22 protein-coding genes are annotated in these 23,436 nt (G+C 66.1%); 12 read left to right on the top strand and 10 right to left on the bottom strand.

The genetic code is table 11. The annotated features are described in order from the left end of the window. Window positions 1-21: 21 nt before the first annotated feature. The 3 genes from ACNFH5_RS03650 to ACNFH5_RS03640 are packed head-to-tail and all read right to left on the bottom strand — an operon-like array spanning window position 22 to window position 1,638. Window positions 22-267 carry a cytochrome C oxidase subunit IV family protein gene (locus ACNFH5_RS03650; RefSeq protein WP_416744256.1) on the bottom strand — a complete coding sequence of 82 codons (246 nt, stop codon included), beginning with the start codon at window positions 265-267 and terminating at the stop codon, window positions 22-24. Further along, the gene (locus ACNFH5_RS03645; RefSeq protein WP_416744254.1) at window positions 264-857 is read right to left on the bottom strand and encodes a cytochrome c oxidase subunit 3; all 594 of its coding nucleotides are present in this window, start codon (window positions 855-857) and stop codon (window positions 264-266) included. Before ACNFH5_RS03645 ends, ACNFH5_RS03650 begins: the two co-directional genes overlap by 4 nt. Then, complete coding sequence (locus tag ACNFH5_RS03640; RefSeq protein ID WP_416744253.1) at window positions 841-1,638, bottom strand: CbbQ/NirQ/NorQ/GpvN family protein; 798 nt, start codon at window positions 1,636-1,638, stop codon at window positions 841-843. The genes ACNFH5_RS03645 and ACNFH5_RS03640 overlap by 17 nt, the downstream gene beginning before the upstream one ends. Before the next feature lie 198 nt (window positions 1,639-1,836). On the opposite strand from ACNFH5_RS03640, the gene ACNFH5_RS03635 reads away from it, so the two are divergent. Then, a complete protein-coding gene (locus tag ACNFH5_RS03635) occupies window positions 1,837-2,142 on the top strand; it encodes a c-type cytochrome (RefSeq protein WP_416744251.1) in 306 nt (101 codons plus the stop codon). 37 nt (window positions 2,143-2,179) lie between these two features. Here the strand turns inward: ACNFH5_RS03635 and ACNFH5_RS03630 are convergent, their stop codons facing one another. After that, the gene (locus ACNFH5_RS03630; protein WP_416744249.1) at window positions 2,180-5,023 is read right to left on the bottom strand and encodes an EAL domain-containing protein; all 2,844 of its coding nucleotides are present in this window, start codon (window positions 5,021-5,023) and stop codon (window positions 2,180-2,182) included. A gap of 175 nt (window positions 5,024-5,198) precedes the next feature. On the opposite strand from ACNFH5_RS03630, the gene uvrD reads away from it, so the two are divergent. After that, window positions 5,199-7,379 carry a DNA helicase II gene (uvrD, locus tag ACNFH5_RS03625; RefSeq protein WP_416744248.1) on the top strand — a complete coding sequence of 727 codons (2,181 nt, stop codon included), beginning with the start codon at window positions 5,199-5,201 and terminating at the stop codon, window positions 7,377-7,379. 214 nt (window positions 7,380-7,593) lie between these two features. Here the strand turns inward: uvrD and ACNFH5_RS03620 are convergent, their stop codons facing one another. Continuing rightward, window positions 7,594-9,354, bottom strand: coding sequence for a cation:proton antiporter (locus ACNFH5_RS03620; protein WP_416744246.1), 1,761 nt, complete (start codon window positions 9,352-9,354; stop codon window positions 7,594-7,596). Window positions 9,355-9,611: 257 nt separating this feature from the next. On the opposite strand from ACNFH5_RS03620, the gene ACNFH5_RS03615 reads away from it, so the two are divergent. The 3 genes from ACNFH5_RS03615 to ACNFH5_RS03605 all read left to right on the top strand — a co-directional run bounded on the left by ACNFH5_RS03615 (window position 9,612) and on the right by ACNFH5_RS03605 (window position 11,460). Beyond that, on the top strand, window positions 9,612-10,496 hold the full coding sequence (locus tag ACNFH5_RS03615; RefSeq protein ID WP_416744244.1) for a Tim44 domain-containing protein: 885 nt from the start codon (window positions 9,612-9,614) through the stop codon (window positions 10,494-10,496). A 246-nt stretch (window positions 10,497-10,742) separates the two neighbouring features. After that, window positions 10,743-11,144 (top strand): SMI1/KNR4 family protein, encoded by a 402-nt coding sequence (locus tag ACNFH5_RS03610; RefSeq protein WP_024766840.1) that lies wholly within the window; start codon window positions 10,743-10,745, stop codon window positions 11,142-11,144. 103 nt (window positions 11,145-11,247) lie between these two features. Next, entirely contained in the window at window positions 11,248-11,460 is a 213-nt protein-coding gene (locus ACNFH5_RS03605) for a YgdI/YgdR family lipoprotein (RefSeq protein WP_017521498.1), read from the top strand. An 8-nt stretch (window positions 11,461-11,468) separates the two neighbouring features. Here the strand turns inward: ACNFH5_RS03605 and ACNFH5_RS03600 are convergent, their stop codons facing one another. After that, on the bottom strand, window positions 11,469-12,134 hold the full coding sequence (locus ACNFH5_RS03600; protein WP_416744242.1) for a GntR family transcriptional regulator: 666 nt from the start codon (window positions 12,132-12,134) through the stop codon (window positions 11,469-11,471). Between the two features lie 74 nt (window positions 12,135-12,208). Next, window positions 12,209-12,997: an SDR family NAD(P)-dependent oxidoreductase gene (locus ACNFH5_RS03595; RefSeq protein WP_416744240.1), complete on the bottom strand. Its 789-nt coding sequence runs from the start codon at window positions 12,995-12,997 to the stop codon at window positions 12,209-12,211. A 127-nt stretch (window positions 12,998-13,124) separates the two neighbouring features. Here ACNFH5_RS03595 and ACNFH5_RS03590 point away from each other — a divergent pair, with 127 nt between their 5' ends. The 6 genes from ACNFH5_RS03590 (at window position 13,125) to ACNFH5_RS03565 (ending at window position 20,283) form a co-directional block, all read left to right on the top strand. Next, entirely contained in the window at window positions 13,125-14,519 is a 1,395-nt protein-coding gene (locus ACNFH5_RS03590; RefSeq protein WP_416744239.1) for an aspartate aminotransferase family protein, read from the top strand. Between the two features lie 129 nt (window positions 14,520-14,648). Then, the gene (locus ACNFH5_RS03585) at window positions 14,649-16,016 is read left to right on the top strand and encodes a glutamine synthetase family protein (protein ID WP_416744237.1); all 1,368 of its coding nucleotides are present in this window, start codon (window positions 14,649-14,651) and stop codon (window positions 16,014-16,016) included. A gap of 322 nt (window positions 16,017-16,338) precedes the next feature. After that, window positions 16,339-17,097, top strand: a complete 759-nt coding sequence (locus ACNFH5_RS03580; RefSeq protein WP_416744235.1) for an SDR family NAD(P)-dependent oxidoreductase — start codon at window positions 16,339-16,341, stop codon at window positions 17,095-17,097. Window positions 17,098-17,301: 204 nt separating this feature from the next. After that, the gene (locus ACNFH5_RS03575) at window positions 17,302-17,781 is read left to right on the top strand and encodes an acyl-CoA thioesterase (protein WP_045213934.1); all 480 of its coding nucleotides are present in this window, start codon (window positions 17,302-17,304) and stop codon (window positions 17,779-17,781) included. 209 nt (window positions 17,782-17,990) lie between these two features. Then, entirely contained in the window at window positions 17,991-19,694 is a 1,704-nt protein-coding gene (gene ybaL / locus ACNFH5_RS03570; RefSeq protein ID WP_416744233.1) for a YbaL family putative K(+) efflux transporter, read from the top strand. Between the two features lie 4 nt (window positions 19,695-19,698). Continuing rightward, on the top strand, window positions 19,699-20,283 hold the full coding sequence (locus ACNFH5_RS03565; protein WP_024766834.1) for a YqaA family protein: 585 nt from the start codon (window positions 19,699-19,701) through the stop codon (window positions 20,281-20,283). A gap of 301 nt (window positions 20,284-20,584) precedes the next feature. On the opposite strand, the gene pdxY is transcribed toward ACNFH5_RS03565, so the two are convergent. Beyond that, entirely contained in the window at window positions 20,585-21,454 is an 870-nt protein-coding gene (gene pdxY, locus ACNFH5_RS03560) for a pyridoxal kinase PdxY (RefSeq protein WP_416744231.1), read from the bottom strand. Between the two features lie 147 nt (window positions 21,455-21,601). On the opposite strand from pdxY, the gene ACNFH5_RS03555 reads away from it, so the two are divergent. Further along, window positions 21,602-22,066: a DUF3301 domain-containing protein gene (locus tag ACNFH5_RS03555; protein ID WP_416744394.1), complete on the top strand. Its 465-nt coding sequence runs from the start codon at window positions 21,602-21,604 to the stop codon at window positions 22,064-22,066. A gap of 13 nt (window positions 22,067-22,079) precedes the next feature. On the opposite strand, the gene ACNFH5_RS03550 is transcribed toward ACNFH5_RS03555, so the two are convergent. Together ACNFH5_RS03550 and ACNFH5_RS03545 are read right to left on the bottom strand one after the other, a co-directional pair. Continuing rightward, window positions 22,080-22,469: a hypothetical protein gene (locus ACNFH5_RS03550; protein ID WP_416744229.1), complete on the bottom strand. Its 390-nt coding sequence runs from the start codon at window positions 22,467-22,469 to the stop codon at window positions 22,080-22,082. Then, window positions 22,466-23,344 carry an alpha/beta hydrolase gene (locus ACNFH5_RS03545; protein ID WP_416744227.1) on the bottom strand — a complete coding sequence of 293 codons (879 nt, stop codon included), beginning with the start codon at window positions 23,342-23,344 and terminating at the stop codon, window positions 22,466-22,468. The genes ACNFH5_RS03550 and ACNFH5_RS03545 overlap by 4 nt, the downstream gene beginning before the upstream one ends. Window positions 23,345-23,436 lie beyond the last annotated feature (92 nt).

Below are 23,436 nucleotides of genomic sequence, written 5' to 3'. Positions count from 1 at the left end.
AGGTATTTTTCCGTATTTAAATCAGTGGGTTGTGTGCAGGGCCAGAATCAGGCCGGTGACCACCAGTGGCCAGCCGAGCAGCAGCGATTGCCACAGGCGTGGGCCTCGGTTCAGCTCCATGAAGCGCAGCACGATGATCCAGGCCTTGCCCAGGCCCAGCAGCAGGATCACCGTTACCGGCAGCACGTCGGGCGCGTGGTGGCCCAGCCACACCGCCGCCATCGACATCGGCAGCAACGCCAGCCAGGCGAACAGCAGCGTCTTCATGAACCGGGCGCCAGCACGTAGACCAGCGGGAAAATCACCACCCAGACCAGGTCGACCATGTGCCAGTAGAGTGCGCCGGACTCCAGCCCACCCAGGGCGTCGCTGCGGTAGGCGCCGCGCAGGCAGCGCAGGGTCATCCAGCCGAGGATCACCAGTCCCAGCAGCACGTGGAGGAAGTGGAAACCGGTGATCAGCCAGAACAGGGTGAAGAAGGTGCTGTGTTCCAGGTCCAGCCCGCGTACGGCGAGATGGTGGTACTCGCTGGATTTCAGCGCGACGTGGGCCAACCCCAGCAGCACCGCCACGCCCAGCAGGGCGGCCGCATGGCGCTGCCGGCCGTGGCGCACCTGCTCCACCGCCAGCGCCGCGCAGAATCCGGCGGTGAGCAGGGTCAGGGTCAGCGCCAGGGCGGTGGACAGGTCCAGTTGCGCACGCCCGGCACGGAAGCCTTCGATGTCCAGATGCTGGGTCACGGCGAAGACGATGATGAGGATGGCGAAGACGGTCAGCTCGGCGAGGATGAACAACCACATCGCCAGGTCACCCGGCAGGCGCCGGGTATCGAGCGCCGCTTCAGGCGAAGTGGACATCGACCAGGTCCATCAGCGCGGCGACCGTGGCCTCGTCGTCCGACAGCGGCTCGGCGAGCCCGGCGCGGCAGGCATCGCGGGGTGCCACGCCGGCATTGAGCAGCCGCGCGGTGAGCACCAGCAGGCGTGTCGAGCAGACCTCTTCCAGCTCCTGCCGGCCCAGTCGGCGCAGGGCCACGCCCAGTTGCGTCAGGCGTTGCGCCAGCTCCGGCGCCACATTGGCCTCGCGGATGATGATCGCAGCCTCGGCGTCCGGCGTCGGGTAGTCGAAACGCAGGGCGACGAAGCGCTGGCGCGTACTGGGCTTCATGCCCTTCAGTAGGTTCTGATAGCCGGGGTTGTAGGACACCACCAGCATGAAGCCTGGTGGCGCCACCAGGGATTCCCCGGTGCGTTCGATGAACAATTCGCGGCGATCGTCCGCCAGCGGGTGCAGCACGACCACGGTGTCCTGGCGCGCCTCCACCACTTCGTCCAGGTAGCAGATGCCGCCTTCGCGCACCGCACGGGTCAGCGGGCCGTCCTGCCACCAGGTGCCGTCGCTGCCGATCAGGTGGCGGCCGACCAGGTCCGCCGCCGACAGGTCGTCATGGCAGGCCACGGTATACAGCGGCAGGTTCAGGCGCTGCGCCATGTGCTGGACGAAGCGGGTCTTGCCGCAACCGGTCGGCCCCTTGATCAGCACCGGCATGCCCTGGGCGGAGGCGTGGGTGAACAGCGCCACCTCGTTGCCGGTCGCCTGGTAGAAGAGCGGCTCGATGTTCTGGGCGGGGGCGTTCATGGCGAGGATATCTCTGTAGGAAGTTTCGGTAGGCAAGCTAATCAGCCAGGTCCCCTCTCTCAAGCGCGACGAGAGCAGTTCTTGATTGCCATCAAGCCAGCACCACTCGGGCCACTCCTAGAATCGCCGCAGAAGCCGGGCGGGAAGCCGGCGAAAACGATCGGCGCCCCGAGGCGCCAAGCCTGAGGAGAGACGTTCATGAACAAAGCCCTGGTTGTCCTGCTGTTCGGCGGCTTGCTGGTGCAGACCACCGCGATGGCCAGCACCGGCGAGGAGCTGTTCAAGGCCAAGGCCTGCGTGGCCTGTCACGCCGTCAACAAGACGGTGGTCGGCCCGGCCTTCAAGGAAGTCGCCGCGAAGTACGGCGCCGATGGCGTTGCGCACATCAGCAACAGCATCAAGACCGGCAGCAAGGGTGTCTGGGGGCCGATCCCGATGCCGGCGAACGCCGTCAGCCCGGACGAGGCCAAGACCCTCGCCGAATGGATCGTCACCCTCAAGTAACGCCGCACCAGCAGTCCACCGCTCGCGGCCGGCACGCTCAGAGCCGGTCGCTTCTCTCCAGCAGCGCCAGGCAGGCATCCGCCGGCACCGGCTGGCTGATCAGGTAGCCCTGTATCTCGTCGCAACCGTGGGCGCGCAGGAAGCGCAGCTGCTCGGCGTGCTCGACGCCCTCCGCCACCACTTTCAGTTCCAGGCTGTGCGCCATGGCGATGATCGCGCGGGTGATCGCCGCGTCCTCGCCGCGCTCGGACAGGTCGCGGATGAAGGTCTGGTCGATCTTCACGTAGTCCACCGGGAAGCGCTTGAGGTAGCTGAGCGAGGAGTAGCCGGTGCCGAAGTCGTCGATCGCCAGCTTCACGCCCATCTCGCGCAACTGGCGGAAGGTCGTGGTGACACTCTCGACGTTGTCCAGCAGCTGGCTTTCGGTGAGCTCGAGCTCCAGCAGGTGCGATGGCAGGCCGGTATCGTCCAGCACGGTGCGCACCAGGTCGACCAGGTTGCCGGTGCGCAGCTGGTGCACCGAGAGGTTCACCGACACCCGCAGCTCGCGCCCATGCTTCTGCCACGCGCGGGCCTGCTGGCAGGCGCGGCGCAGGACGAACTCGCCGATGGCGCCGATCAGCCCGGTTTCCTCGGCGAGGCCGATGAAATCGCCGGGCGGGACCATGCCCATCTCCGGGTGGCGCCAGCGCACCAGCGCTTCGGCGCTGTCCAGGCGCTCGTTGGCGAGGTTCAGTTTGGGCTGGTAGTGCACGTCCAGCTGGCCTTCGTCGATGGCCTTGCGCAGGCGGGTTTCCAGTTGCAGGCGCTCCAGGGTGCAGGCCTGCAGGTTGTCGGTGAAGAACTGGAAGGTATTACCGCCCAGGTGTTTGGCGTGCTGCATGGCCATGTTCGCCTGGCTCATCAGCGCGGAGATTTCCCAGGCGTTATCCGGCAGCAGGCTGATACCCACCGAGGCGCTGACCACCAGTTCGTGGCCGCCCACAGTCATGGGCGTACGCAGCTTGGCCAGCAGGCGGCTGGACAGCCGCGCCAGCGCCGCGAGGCTGGCGTAGGAATCGATCAGCACGGCGAATTCGTCGCCGGACAACCGGGCAATGGTGTCGGCTTCCGGCACCGTCTGGGTCATGCGTCGCGACATCTGCCGCAACAGCTGGTCGGCGACCTCATGCCCAAGGCTGTCATTGAGCAGCTTGAAGCGGTCCAGGTCGATCAGCAGCAGCGCCGCCGTGCGGCCTTCCTGGCGCGCGCGCTGGCTGGCCTCGTGCAGGCGCTCCTTGAACAGCGTTCGGTTGGCCAGCCCGGTGAGTTCGTCGTAGTGCGACAGGTAGCGCAGGCGCTCCTCAGCGTCGCGGCGGGCGGTCAGGTCGGCGAAGAAACCGACCACATGGGCGACCTGCCCGCGGCTGTCGCGCACCACGTTGAGCTGCAGCCACTGCGGGTACAGCTCGCCGTTCTTGCGCGTCTCGATCAGTTCACCCTGCCAGGTGCCCTGACGCTCCAGCTCGGCACGGATCGACTGGTAGCGGCGCAGGGCTTCGGAGGAGCCCATCAGACGCGCGACGTTGTGCCCCAGTACCTCCTCGCGGCGATAGCCGGTGAGGCGGGTGAAGGCCTCGTTGAGGGCGATCAGCCGGTAATCCGGGTCGAGGATGATGATGCCTTCGCTGGCGGCCTCGAACACCGTGGCCGCCAGCCGTTGTTCTTCCTCGCGCTGCTTGCGGGTGGAAATGTCGGCACGGGTGCCGACCATCCGCGTGACCTGGCCGCGGCCGTCACGCTCCATCACCCGGCCGCGGTCTTCCACCCAGACCCAGTGGCCGGAGGCGTGGCGCACGCGATATTCGATGCGGTAGCCGTCGGTGCGGCCCTTGAGGTGCTCGACCAGCGCGCGGCGCAGCAGTGGCACGTCATCGGGGTGCAGGCGCGGGCGCAGGTCATTGCGCACGCTCTTCACCGACTCCTGGGTGATGCCGAAGATCTCCTCCAGGTGCGAGTGGTGCACTTCGTCAGTCAGCAGGTTCCAGTCCCACAGGCCCAGCTCGCTGGCCTCCAGCGCCAGGGCCAGGCGTGCTTCGGTATGGCTGAGCTTGGCGCTACCCGCCTCCACCCGCTCCTGCAGGGCGTCGCGGGCGCGGCAGAGTTCGCGCTCGGCGCGGCGGCGCTGCTCGACTTCGCGCTCCAGGTCCTGGTTCAGCGCCTCGGTCTGTGCCTTGGCGCGCTCCAGGTGCGCCACCAGCGCCTGGGCCTGGAAGCGCCGCAGCAGGCCGACATGCACCACCCGGTGAATCTGCCAGGCCACCACCAGCAGTGCCGCCAGCAGGATCACCCCGAGCACGCCCCAGCCCTGCTGCAGCGGGTTATCGCTGATCAATAAATAGGCAATGGACGGAAACAGGCAGGGCAAGGCGAAGGTGAGGAAGGCCGGCAGGCTGACCGCGTAGGCAACGCTGGCGGACAGGATGGCCGCGGCGATCAGGCCGAATACCAGGGATTGCTGGAGGAAGGCATCCGGTGGCACCAGGGCGATGGCGGCAAAGGCGAGGGTCAGCCCCGAGGCGCCAGCGCCGAACAGGAAGGTGCGCTGCCAGTGCGGGCTGGCCTGGCGCTCGGCGGACGCGGCATTGAAGGCGGATACCTGGATCAGCCGCAGCACGGCCAGCAGCACCAGCGAAACCAGCCAGCCGGCGAGCAGCCCCGGCTTTACGTATTCCCACAGCAACCCGGCGCACGCCAGGCCGTTGAGCAGCATGAGCAGAGTCGGCACCCGCGAGCCCTGATAAAGCAGGCGCGTGCGTTCGACGGCAATTTCGTGAGCGTACTGCTGGCGGATCTCGGCATGGCTCACCGGGATCGCCGAAGGCTCTACATAAGCGGTCATAGGCGTTTTTCTTGTAGGTTCTGGCCTAGGCGTCGGCGGAGCATACCCGAGGAGGTAGCCCCACCCAAGCAGGATGATGGCAATTGGCTCCGCGCCCTCCCAACTTTCGTCGGGAAGACGCCGGACGGCGGGCGGGTTTGCCGGGGAAAACCGCCCGTCGGTAGAATGCCGCCCCATGAACGATGACATCTCCTACCTGCTCAACTCCCTCAATGACCCGCAGCGCCAGGCCGTGGCCGCGCCGCTGGGGCGCCAGCGCGTACTCGCCGGCGCCGGGTCCGGCAAGACCCGCGTGCTGGTGCACCGTATCGCCTGGCTGATCCAGGTCGAGAACGCCTCGCCGCACAGCATCCTGGCCGTGACCTTCACCAACAAGGCCGCCGCCGAGATGCGCGCGCGGATCGAGCAGTTGCTGGGGATCAACCCGGCCGGCATGTGGGTCGGCACCTTCCACGGCCTGGCGCACCGCCTGCTGCGCGCGCACTGGCAGGAAGCCGGGTTGCCGGAGAACTTCCAGATCCTCGACAGCGACGACCAGCTGCGCCTGGTCAAGCGCGTGGTGCGCGAGCTGGGCCTCGACGAGCAGCGCTGGCCGCCACGCCAGGCGCAATGGTTCATCAACGGCCAGAAGGACGAGGGCAACCGCCCGCAGAACATCCAGACCGGCGGCGACCTGTACCTGGCAACCATGGTCGGCGTCTACCAGGCCTACGAAGAGGCCTGCGCCCGTGCCGGCGTCGTCGACTTCGCCGAGCTGCTGCTGCGCTCGCTGGACCTCTGGCGCGACCGCCCGAGCCTGCTGGAGCACTACCAGCGGCGCTTCCGTCACATCCTGGTGGACGAGTTCCAGGACACCAACGCCGTGCAGTACGCCTGGCTGCGCTTGCTCGGCAAAGGCGGCGAGAGCCTGATGGTGGTGGGCGACGACGACCAGTCGATCTACGGCTGGCGCGGCGCGAAGATCGAGAACATCCAGCAGTTCGGCGATGACTTCGCCGGCACCGAGGACATCCGCCTGGAGCAGAACTACCGCTCCACCGGCACCATCCTCAAGGCCGCCAACGCGCTGATCGCCAACAACAGCGGGCGCCTGGGCAAGGAGCTGTGGACCGACGGCGTCGACGGCGACCCGATCACCCTGTATTCGGGCTTCAACGAGCACGACGAGGCGCGCTACATCGTCGAGACCATCGAGGATGCGCTGCGCAAGGACGGTCTGAAGCGCAGCGAAATCGCCATCCTCTACCGCTCCAACGCCCAGTCCCGGGTGCTGGAAGAGGCGCTGCTGCGCGAGAAGATTCCCTACCGCATCTATGGCGGCCAGCGCTTCTTCGAGCGCGCCGAGATCAAGAACGCCCTGGCCTACCTGCGCCTGATCCGCCTGCGCGACGACGACGCTGCGCTGGAACGGGTGATCAACGTGCCGCCGCGCGGCATCGGCGAGAAGACCGTGGAGGCGATCCGCAATGCCGCGCGCCACAACGGCACCTCCATGTGGCGCGCGATCAACGACGTGATTGCCGCCAAGGCCGTGGCCGGCCGCGCCGCCAGTGCGCTCAACGGTTTCCTGGAAACCGTCGACCTGCTCGCGGTGAAGGTCGAAGGCATGCCGCTGCACCAGATGACCCAGATCGTCATCGAGCAGTCCGGCCTGATTACCTACCACAAGGAAGAAAAGGGCGAGAAAGGCCAGGCCCGGGTGGAAAACCTGGAGGAACTGGTCAGCGCCGCCCGCGCCTTCGAGACCCCGGACGACGAGGATACCCCGCCGCTGGTGGCCTTCCTCGACCATACCGCGCTGGAGTCCGGCGACACCCAGGCCGACGCCTTCGAGGACAGCGTGCAGTTGATGACGCTGCACAGCGCCAAGGGCCTGGAATTCCCGCTGGTGTTCCTTGCCGGCGTGGAAGAAGGGCTGTTCCCGCACAAGATGAGCCTGGAAGAACCCGGCCGTCTGGAGGAGGAGCGCCGCCTGGCCTACGTGGGCATCACCCGAGCCATGCACCGTCTGGTCATGACCTACGCGGAAACCCGCCGCCTGTATGGCAGCGAGACCTACAACAAGGTCTCGCGCTTCGTCCGGGAAATCCCGCCGAGCCTGATCCAGGAAGTGCGCCTGTCCAACTCGGTGAGCCGTCCGCTGTCGGGCAACCAGCGCAGCGGCAACCTGTTCAGCGGCGCCAGCGTGCCGGACACACCGTTCAGCCTCGGCCAGTCCGTGCGCCACCCACTGTTCGGCGACGGCGTGATCCTCAACTTCGAAGGCTCCGGCGCCCAGGCACGGGTGCAGGTGAACTTCGACAGCGAGGGCAGCAAGTGGCTGATGATGGGTTACGCGAAGCTCGAAGCGATCTGAACCGTAGGGCGTACAACCGTTCGCGGTTGTACGCCGATATACCGCGCCAGAATGGCGGTTCCAGTTCAGACCCGGAGCATGCTGAGACCAAGGCCAAACGGCGTATAACGCGGAGCGTTATACGCCCTACGCCCTTTTGTAGGAGCGAGCTTGCTCGCGAACCAACCCCGCAACGGAGTCAGTTCGCGAGCAAGCTCGCTCCTGCAGTCAAACCTCAGTGATGCCCGCCGCCGTTCTGCTCGAAGGTCTCGATCAGCGCCACCTGCATTCGCGAATGCACGCGGATGAACCAGCGCCAGAACACGGCGATCACCAGCGCGGCGATCAACGCCACCACCACCAATAGCTCGCCCGGCGGCAGGATGCTCGAACTGAGCGCCGCCAGCAGCAGCATCATGCCGCCCAGCGACAGCAGCGGGATCAGCTCGGAAATCACCCGGCGCACACGGGCCGTGTGGCGCCCGGCGCTCTCCGCCTTCACGCCCATCTCCGCCAGCAGCATCGCCAACGCCTTGAGCTTGCGGTAGGCGGCGATCAGGAACGGCAGCGAGAGCAGCAGCGCGGCGCCCCAGATCAGCGCCTTGTGCAGCGCTTCGGGCTCGACGAACTGCGCCAGCCACTGGCCGATCTGCCCGGCGAAGAACGCCAGGGCGAAGAAGATCGCGATCACCAGGGTCAGGTTGACCCCGACCTGCAGCAGGATGCGCCGGATCATCCCAGCGAGGATCGCCTTGTCGCCGCGCGGCTTGATGCTGCGCAGCCATTCACCGTACAGGCTGAACACCCGCACCATGGGCGAAGGCAGGCTGCGCCCCAGGTACAGCGCCAGCGGGTCGGCCGAGCGGATCAGGTAGGGCGTCAGCAGGGTGGTGATGGCCGACACGCCGACCACCACCGGGTAAAGGAAGTCGCTGGTCACGCCCAGGCTCATGCCCAGCGCGGCGATGATGAAGGAGAACTCGCCGATCTGCGAAAGGCCCATGCCCACGCGCATCGACGTACGCCCGTCGTTGCCGGCAATAAAGGCGCCGGCACCGCAGGACACCAGCTTGCCGGCAACCACCACCAGGGTGATCACCAGGATCGGCGCGGCGTAGTCCACCAGTACCTTGGGGTCGATGGTCAGGCCGATGGCGACGAAGAAGATCGCGCTGAACATGTCGCGCACCGGTTCCATCAGCCGTTCGATCTGAATCAGCTGGCGCGACTCGGCCATGATCGCGCCGATCAGGAAGGCGCCCAGGATCATGCTGTATTCCAGCTTCACCACCAGCAGGCAGAAGCCGAAGCACAGGCCCAGCACCGTCACCAGCAGCATCTCGTTGCTTTCGAATTTCGCCACGTAGGCCAGCAGACGCGGCACCAGCAGGATGCCGACGACCAGCGCGACGACCATGAACAGGCTGAGCTTGCCGACCGTGGAGAACACCTGGTCGGCCTCCACCGTGCCGCTCACGGCAATGCCGGAGAACAGCGCGATGATGCCGATGCCAAGGATGTCCTCGATGATCAGAACGCCGAAGATCAGCTGGGCGAAGCGCTCGTTCTTCATCTTCAGGTCGCCCAGGACCTTGATGATGATGGTGGTGGAGGACATCGCCAGGATCGCGCCGAGGAACAGCGAGTCCATGGTGCTCCAGTCGAACAGGCGGCCGATCTCGAAGCCGGCCCAGATCATCAGGGTGATTTCCAGGAACGCGGCGATGAACGCCGTAGCGCCGACCTGGAACAGCTTGCGCAGGGAAAACTCCAGCCCCAGGCAGAACATCAGGAAGATCACTCCCAGCTCGGCGAGGGTCTTGATCGTCTCCTCGTCGTGCACCAGGGCGAAGGGCGGGGTGTGCGGGCCGATGATCACCCCGGCGATGATGTAGCCCAGCACCACCGGCTGCTTGAAGCGATGGCAGAGGATGGTGACGAAGCCGGCGATCAGCATGATCACCGCGAGGTCCTGGATGAAGTCGATGGCATGCATGGTCGGCGGTCCTCGCGGCGTGGGGTCAGGGGATCGCGCGGCTGACGGCCTCGCTCAGCGAAGCCTACCATCCGAGCGTTCCGACAGGCGGCTCTGAAAGAATCAGTAACAGACTGATTTGGAAAGGGATTCATCCGCCCCCATATCAGGGGGCGAGCCCGCACAGGGCAACAGCACGAAACAAAATCCGGCTGGCTCTCGCCGGCCCCGGCCTGCAACATGACGTGCGTCGTATACCAACCAAGAGAATGACAACGATGAAGCGCTTTCTCAGCCTTGCCATGGCCTTCTGTGTCGCCGTGACGCTCAGCCTCGACGTCAACGCCGCCAAACGTTTCGGTGGCGGCAAGAGCATGGGCTCTGCGCCGAGCCACCAGACCCGCCAGGCGCAACCCAACGCCGCTCCGAATTCCCCGACTGCCGCCGGCCCCGCCGCGACCGGTGCCGCCGCAGGCGCTGCTGGCGCTGCCGCCAAGAGCGGCGCTTCGCGCTGGCTCGGCCCGCTGGCCGGCCTCGCCGCCGGTGGCCTGCTCGCCTCGATGTTCATGGGTGACGGCTTCCAGGGCATGCAGTTCCTCGACATCCTGATCATCGCCCTGATCGCGTTCATCGCCTTCCGCTTCATCGCCTCCCGTCGCCGCCAGCAGCAGGGCCAGCAGCCCGCCATGGCCGGTGGACATGCGCCGATGCAGCGTGAAATGCCCGCCGCCCCGCCATCGATCTTCGGCGGTGCGTCGCGTCCGGTGATGGACAGCCGTCCGGTGATCAACGCCCCGAGCTGGTTCGATGAAACCCGCTTCATCGGCGCTGCCCGCGAGCACTTCATGTCCCTGCAGCAACACTGGGACGCCAACGAGATGGACAAGATCGCCGAGTTCGTCACCCCGCAGATGCTGCAGTTCCTCAAGCAGGAGCGCGCTGATCTGGGCGACGCCTACCAGTCGACCTACATCGACAACCTCGATGTGCAACTCGAGGGCGTGGACGACCAGGCCGAGAAGACCATCGCCACCCTGACCTTCAGCGGCGTGTCGAAGTCCTCGCGCTTCGACCAGGGCGAGCCCTTCAGCGAAAGCTGGCGCATGGAGCGTGCCCAGGGCGACAACCAGCCCTGGCTGGTCGCTGGCATCCGCCAGAACTGATCCTGCACGTGAAGAAAAAGCCCGGCGAATGCCGGGCTTTTTCGTTTCCCGCGAAACACTCCTGCGCCGGGCTTACCCTCACCCCGGCCGTCTCACCTTGGGCGAGACCCGGGGGTGAGGGCGCTTCCGGGATACCTGACACCAGAGCGCCGCTCGTCCGGACAATGCCCATGCAGTGGTCTTGCGCGGGGGGCCGGCTACTACTGTATAAAGCGCGCCATTAGCGAACGTAGAGAGGCCCCGCCTGTGGAAGATGTGATCGAAAAGCTTCGTGAAGCCAACGAGCCGGTTCCGGTACCGCTGGAACTGCCCGATGAAGAACTGCTGGTGGAAATCGAAGAGGCTCTGCTGATCGGCATTCCGTCGGAATTCCGCGAATTCCTCCTGCTGGTCAGCGACGTCGTTTACGGCCGCCTGGAACCCGTCACGGCGACCGATCCACAGTCCCACACCTACTTGCCGGAAGTCGCGGCCGTGGCCTGGGCCAACGGCCTGCCACGCGAGCTGATCCCGCTCTGCGCCGATGGTGACGACTACTACGCGGTCGCCGAGGACGGCGAGGTGATCCTCTGGGCCGACGGCGAGCTCACCGAGGAAACCTGGGACTCCGTCTGGACCTGGGCACGCGACGTATGGCTGGATACTTGAAGCCCCGTATCGGAATTTCCTGAAACTTCCATGGTCACACAGGCAACCCAGCGTACCTCCAGCCCTCGCTGCCCGGGCGGGTACGATGCCCCGTGGAGAAACTATGAAGTTGAAAGCCTTGTTCACCTGCCTGTTGCTGCTCGGCCTCGCCGGATGCGCCGACAAGGCCGTGGTGACGCTGCAGGACGGCAGCGAAATCCTGGTGAAGGATCACTCCGACTACGACAAATACAATGACTACTACGAATTCGAACAGCTCAACGGCGAGACGATCCTGATCAAGAAGGACAACGTCCGCTTCATCAAGACCCCCTGAAGGGCGCCCTAGCGCGCCCCGAGCCTTCCCCCGCTTTCCAGCTCAAGCAGATTGAGCAGGTACTGGCCGCAGTAGCCCAGGTCCTGTTCGATGGCTTTGCGCGCGCCTGCGCCATCGCCACGCTCCAGCGCCAGCAGGGTGTCTTCGTGGAAGTCGTTCAGGCGCAGCGACAGGTCGGCCTCGGTGAACAACCGGTTGAAGAATGGCCCGACCTGCAGCCAAAGCGCCTCGATCATGCGCAGCAGCGTGGGGTTGCCGCAGGCGCGGTAAAGCGTCAGGTGGAACAGGCTGTTGGCTTCCAGGTAACCCTGGACGTCGCGGGCGTTGAGGGCGACCTCCATACGCTCGGTGCAATCGCGCAGCACCGCCATGTCGCTGGATTTCAGGTGCCGGGCCGCGTCTTCGACCGCCAGTCCCTCCAGGGATTGCCGCACCTGCAAAATCTGCAGGTAGCGTTCGCGGGTCATCACCGGCACCCGTAGCGAGCGCTGCGGCTCGCCTTCCAGCGCGCCCTCGGCCACCAGCCGTTGCAGGGCGGCGCGAACCGGCATCGGGCTGGTGCCCCATTCATCGGCCAGGTCGCGGATCTTGAGCCGCTCGCCGGGCTGGAAGCGCCCGCTCAGCAGGGCCTGGCGCAGGTTCTGGTACAGCTGTTCCTGAAGGTTGTCGGCCATCGCGAATTACTCCCGGCCGGCCGGCGGCGCCGGCAGTTGGGCGAAGGTCAGGCTGCAGTCGTGCTTCATCTTGCTTATCCCTTGTTCTCGATCAGACAGTTGCCGCCATCCACCACCAGCACTTCGCCGGTGATGTAGCTGGCTTCGGGCGAGGCCAGGAAGGCGATGGCGGCCGCCACCTCTTCCGGTCGCCCGGAACGGCCGAGCGGCGTGCGCCGTCCGGCCTGGATTTCTTCCTCGCTGCTGGAGCCGGTGGCAATCCAGCCCGGTGCCACGCTGTTCACCGTCACCCCGCGGCGCGCTACCTCCAGCGCCAGGCCCATGCTCATGCCGAGCATTCCGGCCTTCGCCGCGCTGTACGCCGACTCACCGGGATTGCTGGCACGAACGCCGGTCGTGGAGCTGACATTGACGATGCGCCCGTAGCCGCGCTCCAGCATCCCCGGCAGCAGCGCGCGGGTGAGCAGGAAGGCGCTGGTCAGGTTGCGCGCCAGCGACAGGTTCCAGGTCGCCAGGTCCATCGCCGCCAGTTCAGCGAAGGGCTCCGGGCTGCCCTGCATGGCCATGCCGGCGTTGTTCACCAGCACGTCTACCCTTCCCCATTGCGCCTGGGCCCAGTCGGCCAGTTGACGAACGTCATTCTCGTTGGTCAGGTCGGCGGGCAGCGCGCGAGCCTCGAAGCCTTCGGCGCACAGTTCCCCTGCCCGCAGCAGGACGCGCTCGCTGCTGGCAGTGAGCAGCAGTTTCACGCCACTGCGCGCCAGCCGGCGGGCGCTGGCGAAACCGATGCCAGATTCGCTGCCTGCGCCACTGACCAGGGCAACCTGACCGGCCCAGGCGGACTCATTCGTGACATCTTTCATAGGCATCTTCTTTATCTGTGATCACAGAATTCGTTACAGGGCAGATTATCAGGCAGTCGCCCCGGTGTATTGACATTTTTGTGATCACAAATGGAAGATGTGCGAAATAACAAACGAGGTGTGCAACATGACCGCCAGCGGAATCGCCCAACAGGCCGTGGATCTCTTCACCGCCCGCGAGCGCCAGCGCTTCCTGGAACAGAATCCCAAGTCCGTCGCCCTTGCCGAGCGTGCGCACAAGTCGCTGTACGCCGGTGTGCCGATGCACTGGATGGCCGACTGGTCCACGCCCTGCCCGCTGTTCGTCGAACGCGCCCAGGGCGCCCGCTTCTACGACGTGGACGGCCATGACTACGTGGACTTCTGCCTGGGCGACACCGGCAGCATGTTCGGTCACTCGCCGGCGCCGATCGCCCGCGCCCTCGCCGAACAAGGCGCCCGCGGCCTGACCAGCATGCTCCCCGGGGAAGATGCCGTGGTCTGCGGCGAACTGCTGGCCGCGCGCTTCGGCCTGCCCTACTGGCAGGTGACCGCCACCGCCACCGACTCCAACCGCTACGTCCTGCGCTGGGCCCGCGCAGTGACCCAGCGCAAGACCCTGCTGGTGTTCGACGGCTGCTACCACGGCACCGTGGACGACGTGATGGTGCGCTACCGCGACGGCGAAACCGTGCACCGCTCCGGCCTGGTCGGCCAGGCCTATGACCTGACCCAGCACAGCCGCTCCATCCCCTTCAACGACGTCGAGGCGCTGGAAGCCGCTCTGGCCCAGGGCGACGTTTGCGCGCTGCTCTGCGAGCCGGCGATGACCAACATCGGCATGGTCCTGCCCGATCCGGGCTTCATGCAGAAGTGCCGCGAGCTGACGCGCAAGTACGGTTCGCTGCTGATCATCGACGAAACCCACACCATCTCCACCAATATCGGCGGCTGCACGAAGCTGTGGAACCTCGACCCGGACTTCTTCGTGGTCGGCAAGCCGATTGCCGGCGGCGTGCCCTGCGGCATCTTCGGCTGCAGCGCGGAGATGGCCGAACGCATGGCCGCTTCGCGCAAGAGCGCCCAGGAAGACAGCCATGGCCACGGCCACAGCGGCATGGGCACCACGCTCTCGGCGAACGCCCTGGCCATGCACTGCATGCGCGCCAACCTGGAACAGGTAATGACCCAGGCGGCCTACGACCACATGCTGCCGCTGGCCAAGCGCCTGGCCGATGGCTTCCGCCGCCTGATCGCCAAGCACGACCTGAAGTGGTCGGTGACCGAGCTGGGCGCGCGCAGCGAGTTCCAGTTCTGCCCCGTCTCCCCGCGCACTGGCGCCGAAGCCGAAGCGGCCTTCCATGACGAGCTGCAGATGGCGCTGCACCTGTACCTGATCAACCGCGGCATCCTGATCACGCCGTTCCACAACATGACCCTGTGCTGCCCGGATACCACCACGGCGGATGTGGATCGCCTGATCGAGACCCTCGACACCGGCATCACCGAGCTGCTGGCCATCCCCGGCGCGCGCGAGGCCTGATCGAAACTCCCCCTGTAGGAGCGAGCTTGCTCGCGAACCCGCCCCGCAGCGGATTTACAAAAGAGCGTTCGCGAGCAAGCTCGCTCCTACGAAGAGACAATTCGGCGCACCGCGCCACCGAGGACCACCATGCAATTCGCCGATCGACAGGAAGCCGAAGCCTTCCTCGCCGCCCATCCGGACGTGCGCAGCATCGAACTGTTCATCATCGACTCCAACGGCATCCCGCGCGGCAAGCTGCTGCACCGCGACGAGCTGCTGGCGATCTACGACAACGGCCGCCCGCTGCCCAGCTCGATCCTCGCGCTGACCGTGCAGGGCGAGGATGTCGAAGGCACCGGGCTGGTCTGGGAAGTCGCCGACGCCGACTGCTGGACTTACCCGCTGCCCGGCAGCCTGACCCTGCAACCCTGGCGCACCAGCCCCACCGGCCAGTTGCAGGTGAGCATGCACCCGACCCAGGGCCTGCCCGCCACGCCCGCCGACCCGCGCCAGGCACTGTCCCGCGTGGTCGAGCGGCTGAAGGCCGACGGCTTCCACCCGGTGATGGCGGTGGAGCTGGAGTTCTATCTGCTGGACAAGCAGCGCGACGCCAACGGTCGCCCGCAACCGGCGCTGCAAATGAACGGCATCCGTCCGGAGGCGCCGCAGGTCTATGGCGTCTATGAACTGGAGCAGCTGCAGCCGTTCCTCGACGATCTCTACGCCGCCTGCGAAGTGCAGGGCCTGCCCGTGCGCACGGCGATCTCCGAATACGCGCCGGGCCAGGTAGAGCTGACCCTGGAGCACCGCTTCGACGTCATGCAGGCCATCGACGAAGGCGTGCGCTACAAACGTCTGGTGAAGGGCGTGGCGAACAAGCACGGGCTGCAGGCCTGCTTCATGGCCAAGCCGTTCGGCGACCGCGCCGGCTCCGGCATGCACCTGCACGTCAGCCTGGCCGACGAGCAGGGCAACAACCTGTATGCCAGCGAAGACATTCACGGCACCCCCCTGCTGCGCCACTCCATCGGCGGCATGATGGCGCGCCTGCTGGACTCCCTGGCGATCTTCTGCCCCAACGCCAACTCCTTCCGCCGCTTCCAGGCCAACAGCTACGCACCGCTGGCCAAGAGCTGGGGCGTGAACAACCGCACCGTGTCGTTCCGCGTGCCCGGTGGCCCGGCCAAGAGCCGGCACATCGAGCACCGCATCTGCGGCGCTGATGCCAACCCGTATCTCGCGGCGGCGGCGATCCTCGCGGCCATCCACGAAGGCATCCGCGAACAGATCGACCCGGGCGCGCCCATCGTCGGCAACGGCTACGAACAGGCCACCGAGTTCCTCCCTACCGACTGGCTCACCGCCCTGCGCGCACTGGAGGCTTCGACCTGGGCCCGCGAGGCGCTGGGCGAGGAATTCCTCAAGGTGTTCCTGGCGATCAAGTGGGAAGAGTTCCGCCAGTTCATGGGCGAGGTGGGCGAGCAGGATTGGCGCTGGTACCTGCACCACGCGTGATTGGATGACCGAATCGGCGGAAGCAAAACGGCTCTTGTAGGAGCGAGCTTGCTCGCGAACGCCTCCGCGCCGGAGCGTGTTCGCGAGCAAGAACTGGGCGTCCCCCTCGTTCCTACAGGGGCAGCAACCCGCGGAGCCACCGATCGGCTCACCCGCCGACACGCAAAAGACTTACGAAAAATTTACCCTGTCAGACTGAAGAATCTGGTCTTTTCTTGGTCTGTAATTGCACGGGGCGCAGACGCGCTTCGTGGTCAACGCGGCGCCGCCGGTACTGCCTGCCGGCCGCCGTCCTCTCTCAGGCAGGGAGAACCCGTAGACAATGAGCACTCCTGTCGTACTGATCACCGGCGCTGCCGGTGGCCTCGGAAAAGCCATCGCCAAACGTTTCGCCCAAAGCCACTGGCGCATCGCCGCGACCGACGTGGACAAAGCCGGCCTGCATGCGCTCAACGCCCAGGTCCCGCTGGACGCCACCGCCGTCGGCGACCTGCGACGCGCCGACAACTGCCACAGCCTGATGTCCGACATCCTCGCCCGCACCGGCCGCCTCGACGCTCTGGTGAACGCCGCCGGTGTCTGGCGCGAAGGCCCGGTGGAAGACTTCAACGAGGACGACTTCGACCTGGTCATGGGGGTCAACCTCAAGGCCGCGTTCTACATGTGCCAGGCGGCAACGCCGTACCTCAAGGAAAACCACGGCTGCATCGTCAACATCTCCAGCGACTCCGGCCGTCAGGCCTATCGCGGCTCCGCGGCGTACTGCGCGAGCAAGGCGGCGCTGACCATGCTTACCCGCACCCTGGCGCTGGAGCTGGCCGAGTCCGGCGTGCGGGTCAACGCCATTTCCCCCGCCGACATCGCCACGCCAATGCTCGACTACCAGGCCGAGCGCTACGGACAGGGCAATCCGGACAGCTACAAGCGCGCCCTGCTGAAGGATTATCCACAGGGCAAGGCATCACGCTTCATCCGCCCTGAGGAAGTCGCCGAACTGGTCTGGTACCTGTGCAAGCCGGAATCCGAGGCTATCACCGGCGCGGACCTGGCCATCGACTTCGGCCTCTCCGCCGGGCGCTGAGCCAACGATCGAGCAAACGGGCGGCCCAGGGGTCGCCCGTTTTCGTTGCGGGGCGTTGCGCGAACGGCAGATGCACCGTTGGCGAAGGGTCCACTGGCGCTGTTGGCCAATCAGGGATATAGAAAAAACTGTGTCGTCAGCCCCGCTCCGGTTGTCCAGAGTAAGGCCCTTTCCTTTTCCCAAGACAATTCCGAAGAGAATTCCATGGAACCTGGCAACCACCAGCTCAGCATGACCGTCCTGATGACTCCCGACATGGCCAACTTCTCCGGCAATGTCCACGGAGGCACCCTGCTCAAGTACCTCGACGAAGTCGCCTACGCCTGCGCCAGCCGCTACGCCGGCTACTACGTGGTGACCCTGTCGGTGGACCAGGTGATCTTCCGCCAGCCGATCCACGTCGGCGAACTCGTCACCTTCCTCGCTTCGGTGAACTACACCGGCCGTACCTCGATGGAGATCGGCGTGAAAGTGGTCACCGAGAACATCCGCGAGAAATCCGTGCGCCACACCAACAGCTGCTTCTTCACCATGGTGGCGCTGGATGACGACCGCAAGACGATCGAGGTGCCGCAACTGGTCCCGCAGACCAAGGACGAGAAGCGTCGCTTCGCCCAAGCCCAGCAGCGTCGGCAAATTCGTCAGGAGCTGGAACAGCGCTATCAGGAGCTTCGCGACGAATAAGCGACGTTCACGACATTTCCTGAAAAGAAATCGGGCGTGCCGTGGAAATTTCCTAATGCGTCAACAGGTTACCCTTGCGTGAAAGCAAGGTAGGAATTGATTACTACGCCTAAACTTTTCATACGCGGGTTTGCCCCCGTGACCCACCGTCGAGCGACCCGGTGCTGATGCGCAGTCCGGTCGCTCCCTGAGTGCCCGGAGCCCAGACCATGCATCACACCCCGCTACTGACCACTCTCGCCGTCGGCTTCGTGCTGGCCTTCGTCCTCGGCGCCCTGGCCAACCGCCTTCGCATTTCGCCGCTGGTGGGCTACCTGCTCGCCGGCGTGCTGGCCGGCCCCTTTACCCCCGGTTACGTCGCCGACCAGGCACTGTCCGTGGAGATCGCCGAACTGGGCGTAATCCTGCTGATGTTCGGCGTCGGCCTGCACTTCTCGCTCAAGGACCTGCTGTCGGTCAAAGCCATCGCCATCCCCGGCGCAGTGGTGCAGATCGGCGTCGCCACCCTGCTCGGCCTGGGCCTGGCCTGGATGATGGGCTGGAACTTCGGCGGCGGCCTGGTCTTCGGCCTCGCCCTGTCGGTAGCCAGTACCGTGGTGCTGTTGCGTGCGCTGGAGCAGCGACAGCTGATCGACACCAAGCGCGGCCGCATCGCCATTGGCTGGCTGATCGTCGAAGACCTGGCGATGGTCCTCACCCTGGTCCTGCTGCCGGCGCTGGCCGGCTCCCTGGGCGGTACCTCCGACGGTGGCGACGGCGGCCTGCTGATGCCGATCCTGCTGACTCTGGGCAAGGTCGCCGCCTTCGTCGCGGTGATGATCCTGGGCGGCCGCCGCTTCGTGCCCTGGGTGCTGGAGCGCGTGGCCAAGACCGGCTCGCGCGAGCTGTTCACCCTGGCCGTGCTGGCTATCGCCCTGGGCATCGCCTACGGTTCGGCGGTGATCTTCGGTGTGTCCTTCGCCCTCGGCGCGTTCTTCGCCGGGATGATCCTCAACGAGTCCGAGCTGAGTCACGAGGCGGCGGAAAACTCGCTGCCGCTGCGCGACGCCTTCGCCGTGCTGTTCTTCGTCTCCGTCGGCATGCTGTTCAACCCGGCGATCCTGATCCACGAGCCGCTGCCGGTGCTGGCCACCTTCCTGGTGATCGTCTTCGGCAAGTCGGTGGCGGCCTACGTCATCGTGCGGATGTTCGGCCACCCCAACAGCACCGCGCTGACCATTGCCGCGAGCCTGGCGCAGATCGGCGAGTTCTCCTTCATCCTGGTCGGCCTGGGCGTGACCCTGAACCTGCTGCCCGAAGCCGGCCGCGACCTGGTGCTGGCCGGCGCGATCCTGTCGATCCTGGTCAACCCGCTGCTGTTCATCGCCATTGACCGCTTGCAGGCGCGCCAGGAGCTGAAGGCCGAGAGCGATCCGGGCGTAGTCCAGGTGGAACCCCAGGACCTGCCGCCGCCGGTGCTCGAGCACAACCATGCCATCCTCATCGGCCATGGCCGCGTCGGGGCGCTGGTGAGCGAGCGTCTGCGCAAGGACAAGGTGCCGGTCGTGGTGATCGAGGACAAACGCGAGAAAGCCGCCGAGCTGCGCGAGCACGGCCTCTGCGTGGTGGTCGGCAACGCCGCCAATCCCGACGTCCTGAACCAGGCCAACATCACCTCGGCGCGCTGGCTGCTGATCGCAATTCCCAATGGCTTCGAGGCCGGGACGATTTCCAGCCACGCGCGGGCGATCAACCCGAACCTGGACATCATCGCCCGCGCCCATTTCGACGCCGAAGTGGATTACCTGGAGCAGAACGGCGCCAACCTGGTGATCATGGGCGAGCGGGAAATCGCCCGCGGCATGGTCGAGCGGGTCGAGCGCGAGGACGCCACCACGGCGCCCAGCGACGACCACCTGCCGCAGTCGGCCTGACATCATGCTGCGCCGGCTCTACGACTGGACCATGCGCCTGGCGGGCCATCCGCGGGCAGAGCTGGCGCTGGGCGGGGTGACCTTCGCCGAGAGTTCGTTCTTCCCCATCCCACCAGACGCGCTGCTGGTGCCGATGGTCCTGGCCAACCGCGCCAAGGCCTGGCGCTATGCAGCGATCTGCATCGTCAGTTCGGTGCTGGGCGGCATCGCCGGCTACTTCATCGGCCTGCTGCTGTTCGAGACGGTGGGCCAGGCGATCCTGGCTTTCTACGGCCTGCAGGAAAACTTCGCCGAGGTTGCCGAGCGCTACAACGAGCTTGGCTGGCTGATGGTGCTGCTGGGCGGCGGCTTCACCCCGCTGCCCTACAAGCTGATCACCCTGACCAGCGGGGTGACCCAGCTCGACCTGGTGCTGTTCATCGCTCTCAGCGTGGTGGCGCGAACCCTGCGCTTCGCCGCCACCTGCGCCCTGCTGTTCTGGGCCGGCCCGGCACTGCGCGAAGCCATCGAGAAGCGCCTGGGGCTGGCGTTCGGCCTGCTCACGGCGATGGTGGTGGGCGGGTTGCTGCTGGGCAAGTACATGCTCTGAACCGTTCTTCGTAGGAGCGAGCTTGCTCGCGAACAGATCACCCGGCGGCTCTGGCGCTGGGCGGTTCGCGAGCAATAACGATAGCGTCCCCCTCGCTCCTACAGATCAGGCTCCGGCGCAAGGGCTTGCCCTCACCCCAGCCCTCTCCCATAGGGAGAGGGAGCCGGTCGGTGTGCTGTGGATATCTCAGAGTCAGCCGGCGAGCTGCGACATACCCACCCGCTCATGACAGTCCCCTCTCCCCTGGGAGAGGGTTAGGGGCACGCCCAGCGCAGGATTCCCCCCCAAGAACCCGTTCGGCTCACCCCAACTTCACCGCCTCGAACTTCACCCGCGGGTGGGCGATGCGGTCCTGGGCGCGCACCAGTTCCAGCTCGTAGCTGCCGCAAGCCTGGGTTTCCAGCAGCACTTCATGTACGGCCGCGGCGCAGAACTCGAAGGCGCTACGCAGGTCATCGCCCAGCAGCAGGCGGGCGAGGAACAGCCCGGAAGTCAGGTCGCCCACACCCACCGGCTGGCGCGGGAAGGCCAGCAGCGGGCGGCGCAGGTGCCAGGTTTCGTCCAGCGTCACCAGCAGCATCTCGAAGGCATCCGCCGGCTTGCCGGGGTAGTTCAGGTGCTTCACCAGGATCGCCTTCGGGCCGCGCACGAGGAGGCCACGGGCCATCGCCACACAGTCTTCCAGGGAGGTCGGCTGGCGATCACAGAAACTGTCCAGCTCCAGCTGATTCGGGCACAGGTAGTCGGCAACGGCAGCAGCCTCGTGGAGCAGGAACTCGCTGACCTCCGGGGCGACGATGCAGCCCTTCTCCGGATGGCCCATCACCGGGTCGCACAGATAGACGGCGCGCGGGTTCACCTCGCGGATGCGGCGCACCACTTCGAGGATCGAGCGGCCCTGCGCCGCGCTGCCCAGGTAACCCGACAGCACCGCGTCGCAGTTGCCCAGCTCGCCGATGGCGGCGATGCCATCCACCAGCGCGGGAATCTGCTCCGGCGGCAGCACCTGGCCCGTCCAGTGGCCATACTGGGTATGGTTGGAAAACTGCACGGTGTTCAGCGGCCAGACGTTCACCCCGACGCGTCGCATGGGGAACTCGGCAGCGCTGTTGCCGGCGTGACCGAAGACGACGTGGGACTGGATGGCGAGAACGTGGGGGGTGCGCGGCATAACGGTGTCCTGCTACAGAATGGGGCAGTATGGGGCGCAATTCACACGCTGTGAACATCCGCCTCTCGCCGCCCGACGGCGGAGTGAGTAAGCTGGTGCGCCGATTCCGAGGAAGCCGAAGTGGACCTGGGCAATCTTTTCATTTTCATGCTGGTTGTCGCGGGCGCCGCCTGGTGGTGGCGCGCCCATGGCATCCGCGAGCGCGCGCTGGCGCTGGCCAAGCAGCACTGCACGCGCGAGGGCGTGGAACTGCTGGATGACGCCATGGCCCTGCAGCGCTTCCGCTTCCAGCGCGACGGCCGCGGCAACCTGCGCCTGGCCCGCGAGTACGCCTTCGAGTTCACCGCCACCGGCCAGGAACGCTACGCCGGCACCATCGCCATGTTCGGCCAGCACCTGGGCCGCGTCGAGTTGGCGCCCTTCCGCATGGAGCCCGAACCGCGCATGCCGGTCTCGCCGGTCGCCACCTTCCACCCTGCCGCCGCACCGGTCGATGAGGAAATCGTCGACGCCGTGTTCGACGACACCCCAGCGCCGCCACGCGCCAAGGCGGAAGTCGTGCGCCTGGACGAATGGCGCCGCGCGCACCAGGGCAAGAAGGTCGGCGACTAGAGCTAAGTACCTCTCAGCGTGCGTCGTCCTTCATCAACTCCCTGAATTCGGACACCCGGCTCAGCACTTGTTGCCAGTGCTCATTCATCAAGCGCCCCACTGTCCGGCTCAACAGCCAGCAGCGCCAGCGAAACAGCAGATGGTTCGCTCGCCGGTGATTCTGCCGGCACTTGCCGAACAACCAGTCCGCATCGAAGCCTGTCCACTCACCCGCCACCGACAAGGCATTGGGGTACACCGCCGGGACGACCTCGCGGCGGTAAATCGCCTCGAGTTCCGCGACGCAATAGTCACTTTCGGCCAGGGTCCGCGCGATGTAACTCAGGTCCGCATCGGTAGGCTCGGTATCCAGCCACAGCTCGGACAGTGCCAGCCAGACGGACTCGCGGGCGGGGTCGTTCACTCGTGGCCCAGCAGGAAGCGCGAGACTCGCTCGGCGCTCTCCTCAGGAAACTCCTGCATGAAGCAGTGCCCGCCGTCGACACACTGGCCACTCACCACCGTGTTCGATGCACACCAGCGCGCCACGGACTTGGGCACGAAGGGATAGGTGCGCTCGCCGAACAGCACCTGGGTCGGCGTGACCACCTTGCTCAGCGTCGGCCACAGCCGCTTGGGGAAGGAGCTGAAGATTTCCGCCTCGCGGCTGGGTCGACATTTCAGCTCGACGCCGGCCTCGGTGCGCTTCATCGCGTTCTCCACGTAGGCCCAGAGGGCCTCGTCGGTCCAGCCCCTGAAGATGCCCCGGCCATGCAGGCCGGCATAGGCCGCCTCGCGATCCGGCCACTGGCTGCGCCGCGAGCGCGCCTTCTGCACCATGGTGCGGCGCTTGTGCAGGCCGAGCACTTCGGAGAGCGCCATCACGCCGACCATCGCCGGGGTGAAGAGCACCGGGTCAAGCAACACAGCGCGGCGGAACAGCTCGGGGTGGCGACCAAGGACAAGACTCGTCAACACACCACCAAAGCTGTGCCCGGCGGCGTAATGCGGCACATCACCGAATACCTTGCTGCCGGCCTGGAAGGCTTCCACCGCCATCTCCGCATTGCGGTTCCAGCCGTGAAAGCGTCCGCCGTGGTCACTGTCGCCATGGCCCTGCACGTCGCACAGCCAGAGGTCGAAATCCTCGGCGAGGACTTTCAGCATCGGCTCGTAGGCGCGGCCGCAGAAGCCGTTGCCATGCAGGAAGTGCAGCAACGGCTTGCCACTGGGCTCGCTGCGCCAGCCGCGCAGGGTGAAACCGGCGGACCCTTCGTGGGTCCAGGACGACAACTGCATCGAAGCTCTCCATCGGGATGCGGCAGTTTAGCGAGGCAGCGGGGCGCCGGACCAGCGCGTGGTCATGCTATTGTCGCCGACCGTTGGTCGAA

The organism is Pseudomonas sp. NY15435 (assembly GCF_048068295.1).
Lineage (GTDB): Bacteria > Pseudomonadota > Gammaproteobacteria > Pseudomonadales > Pseudomonadaceae > Pseudomonas.
Note: the sequence above shows the minus strand (reverse complement) of the source record. Positions and strands in the feature narration are given on the sequence as shown.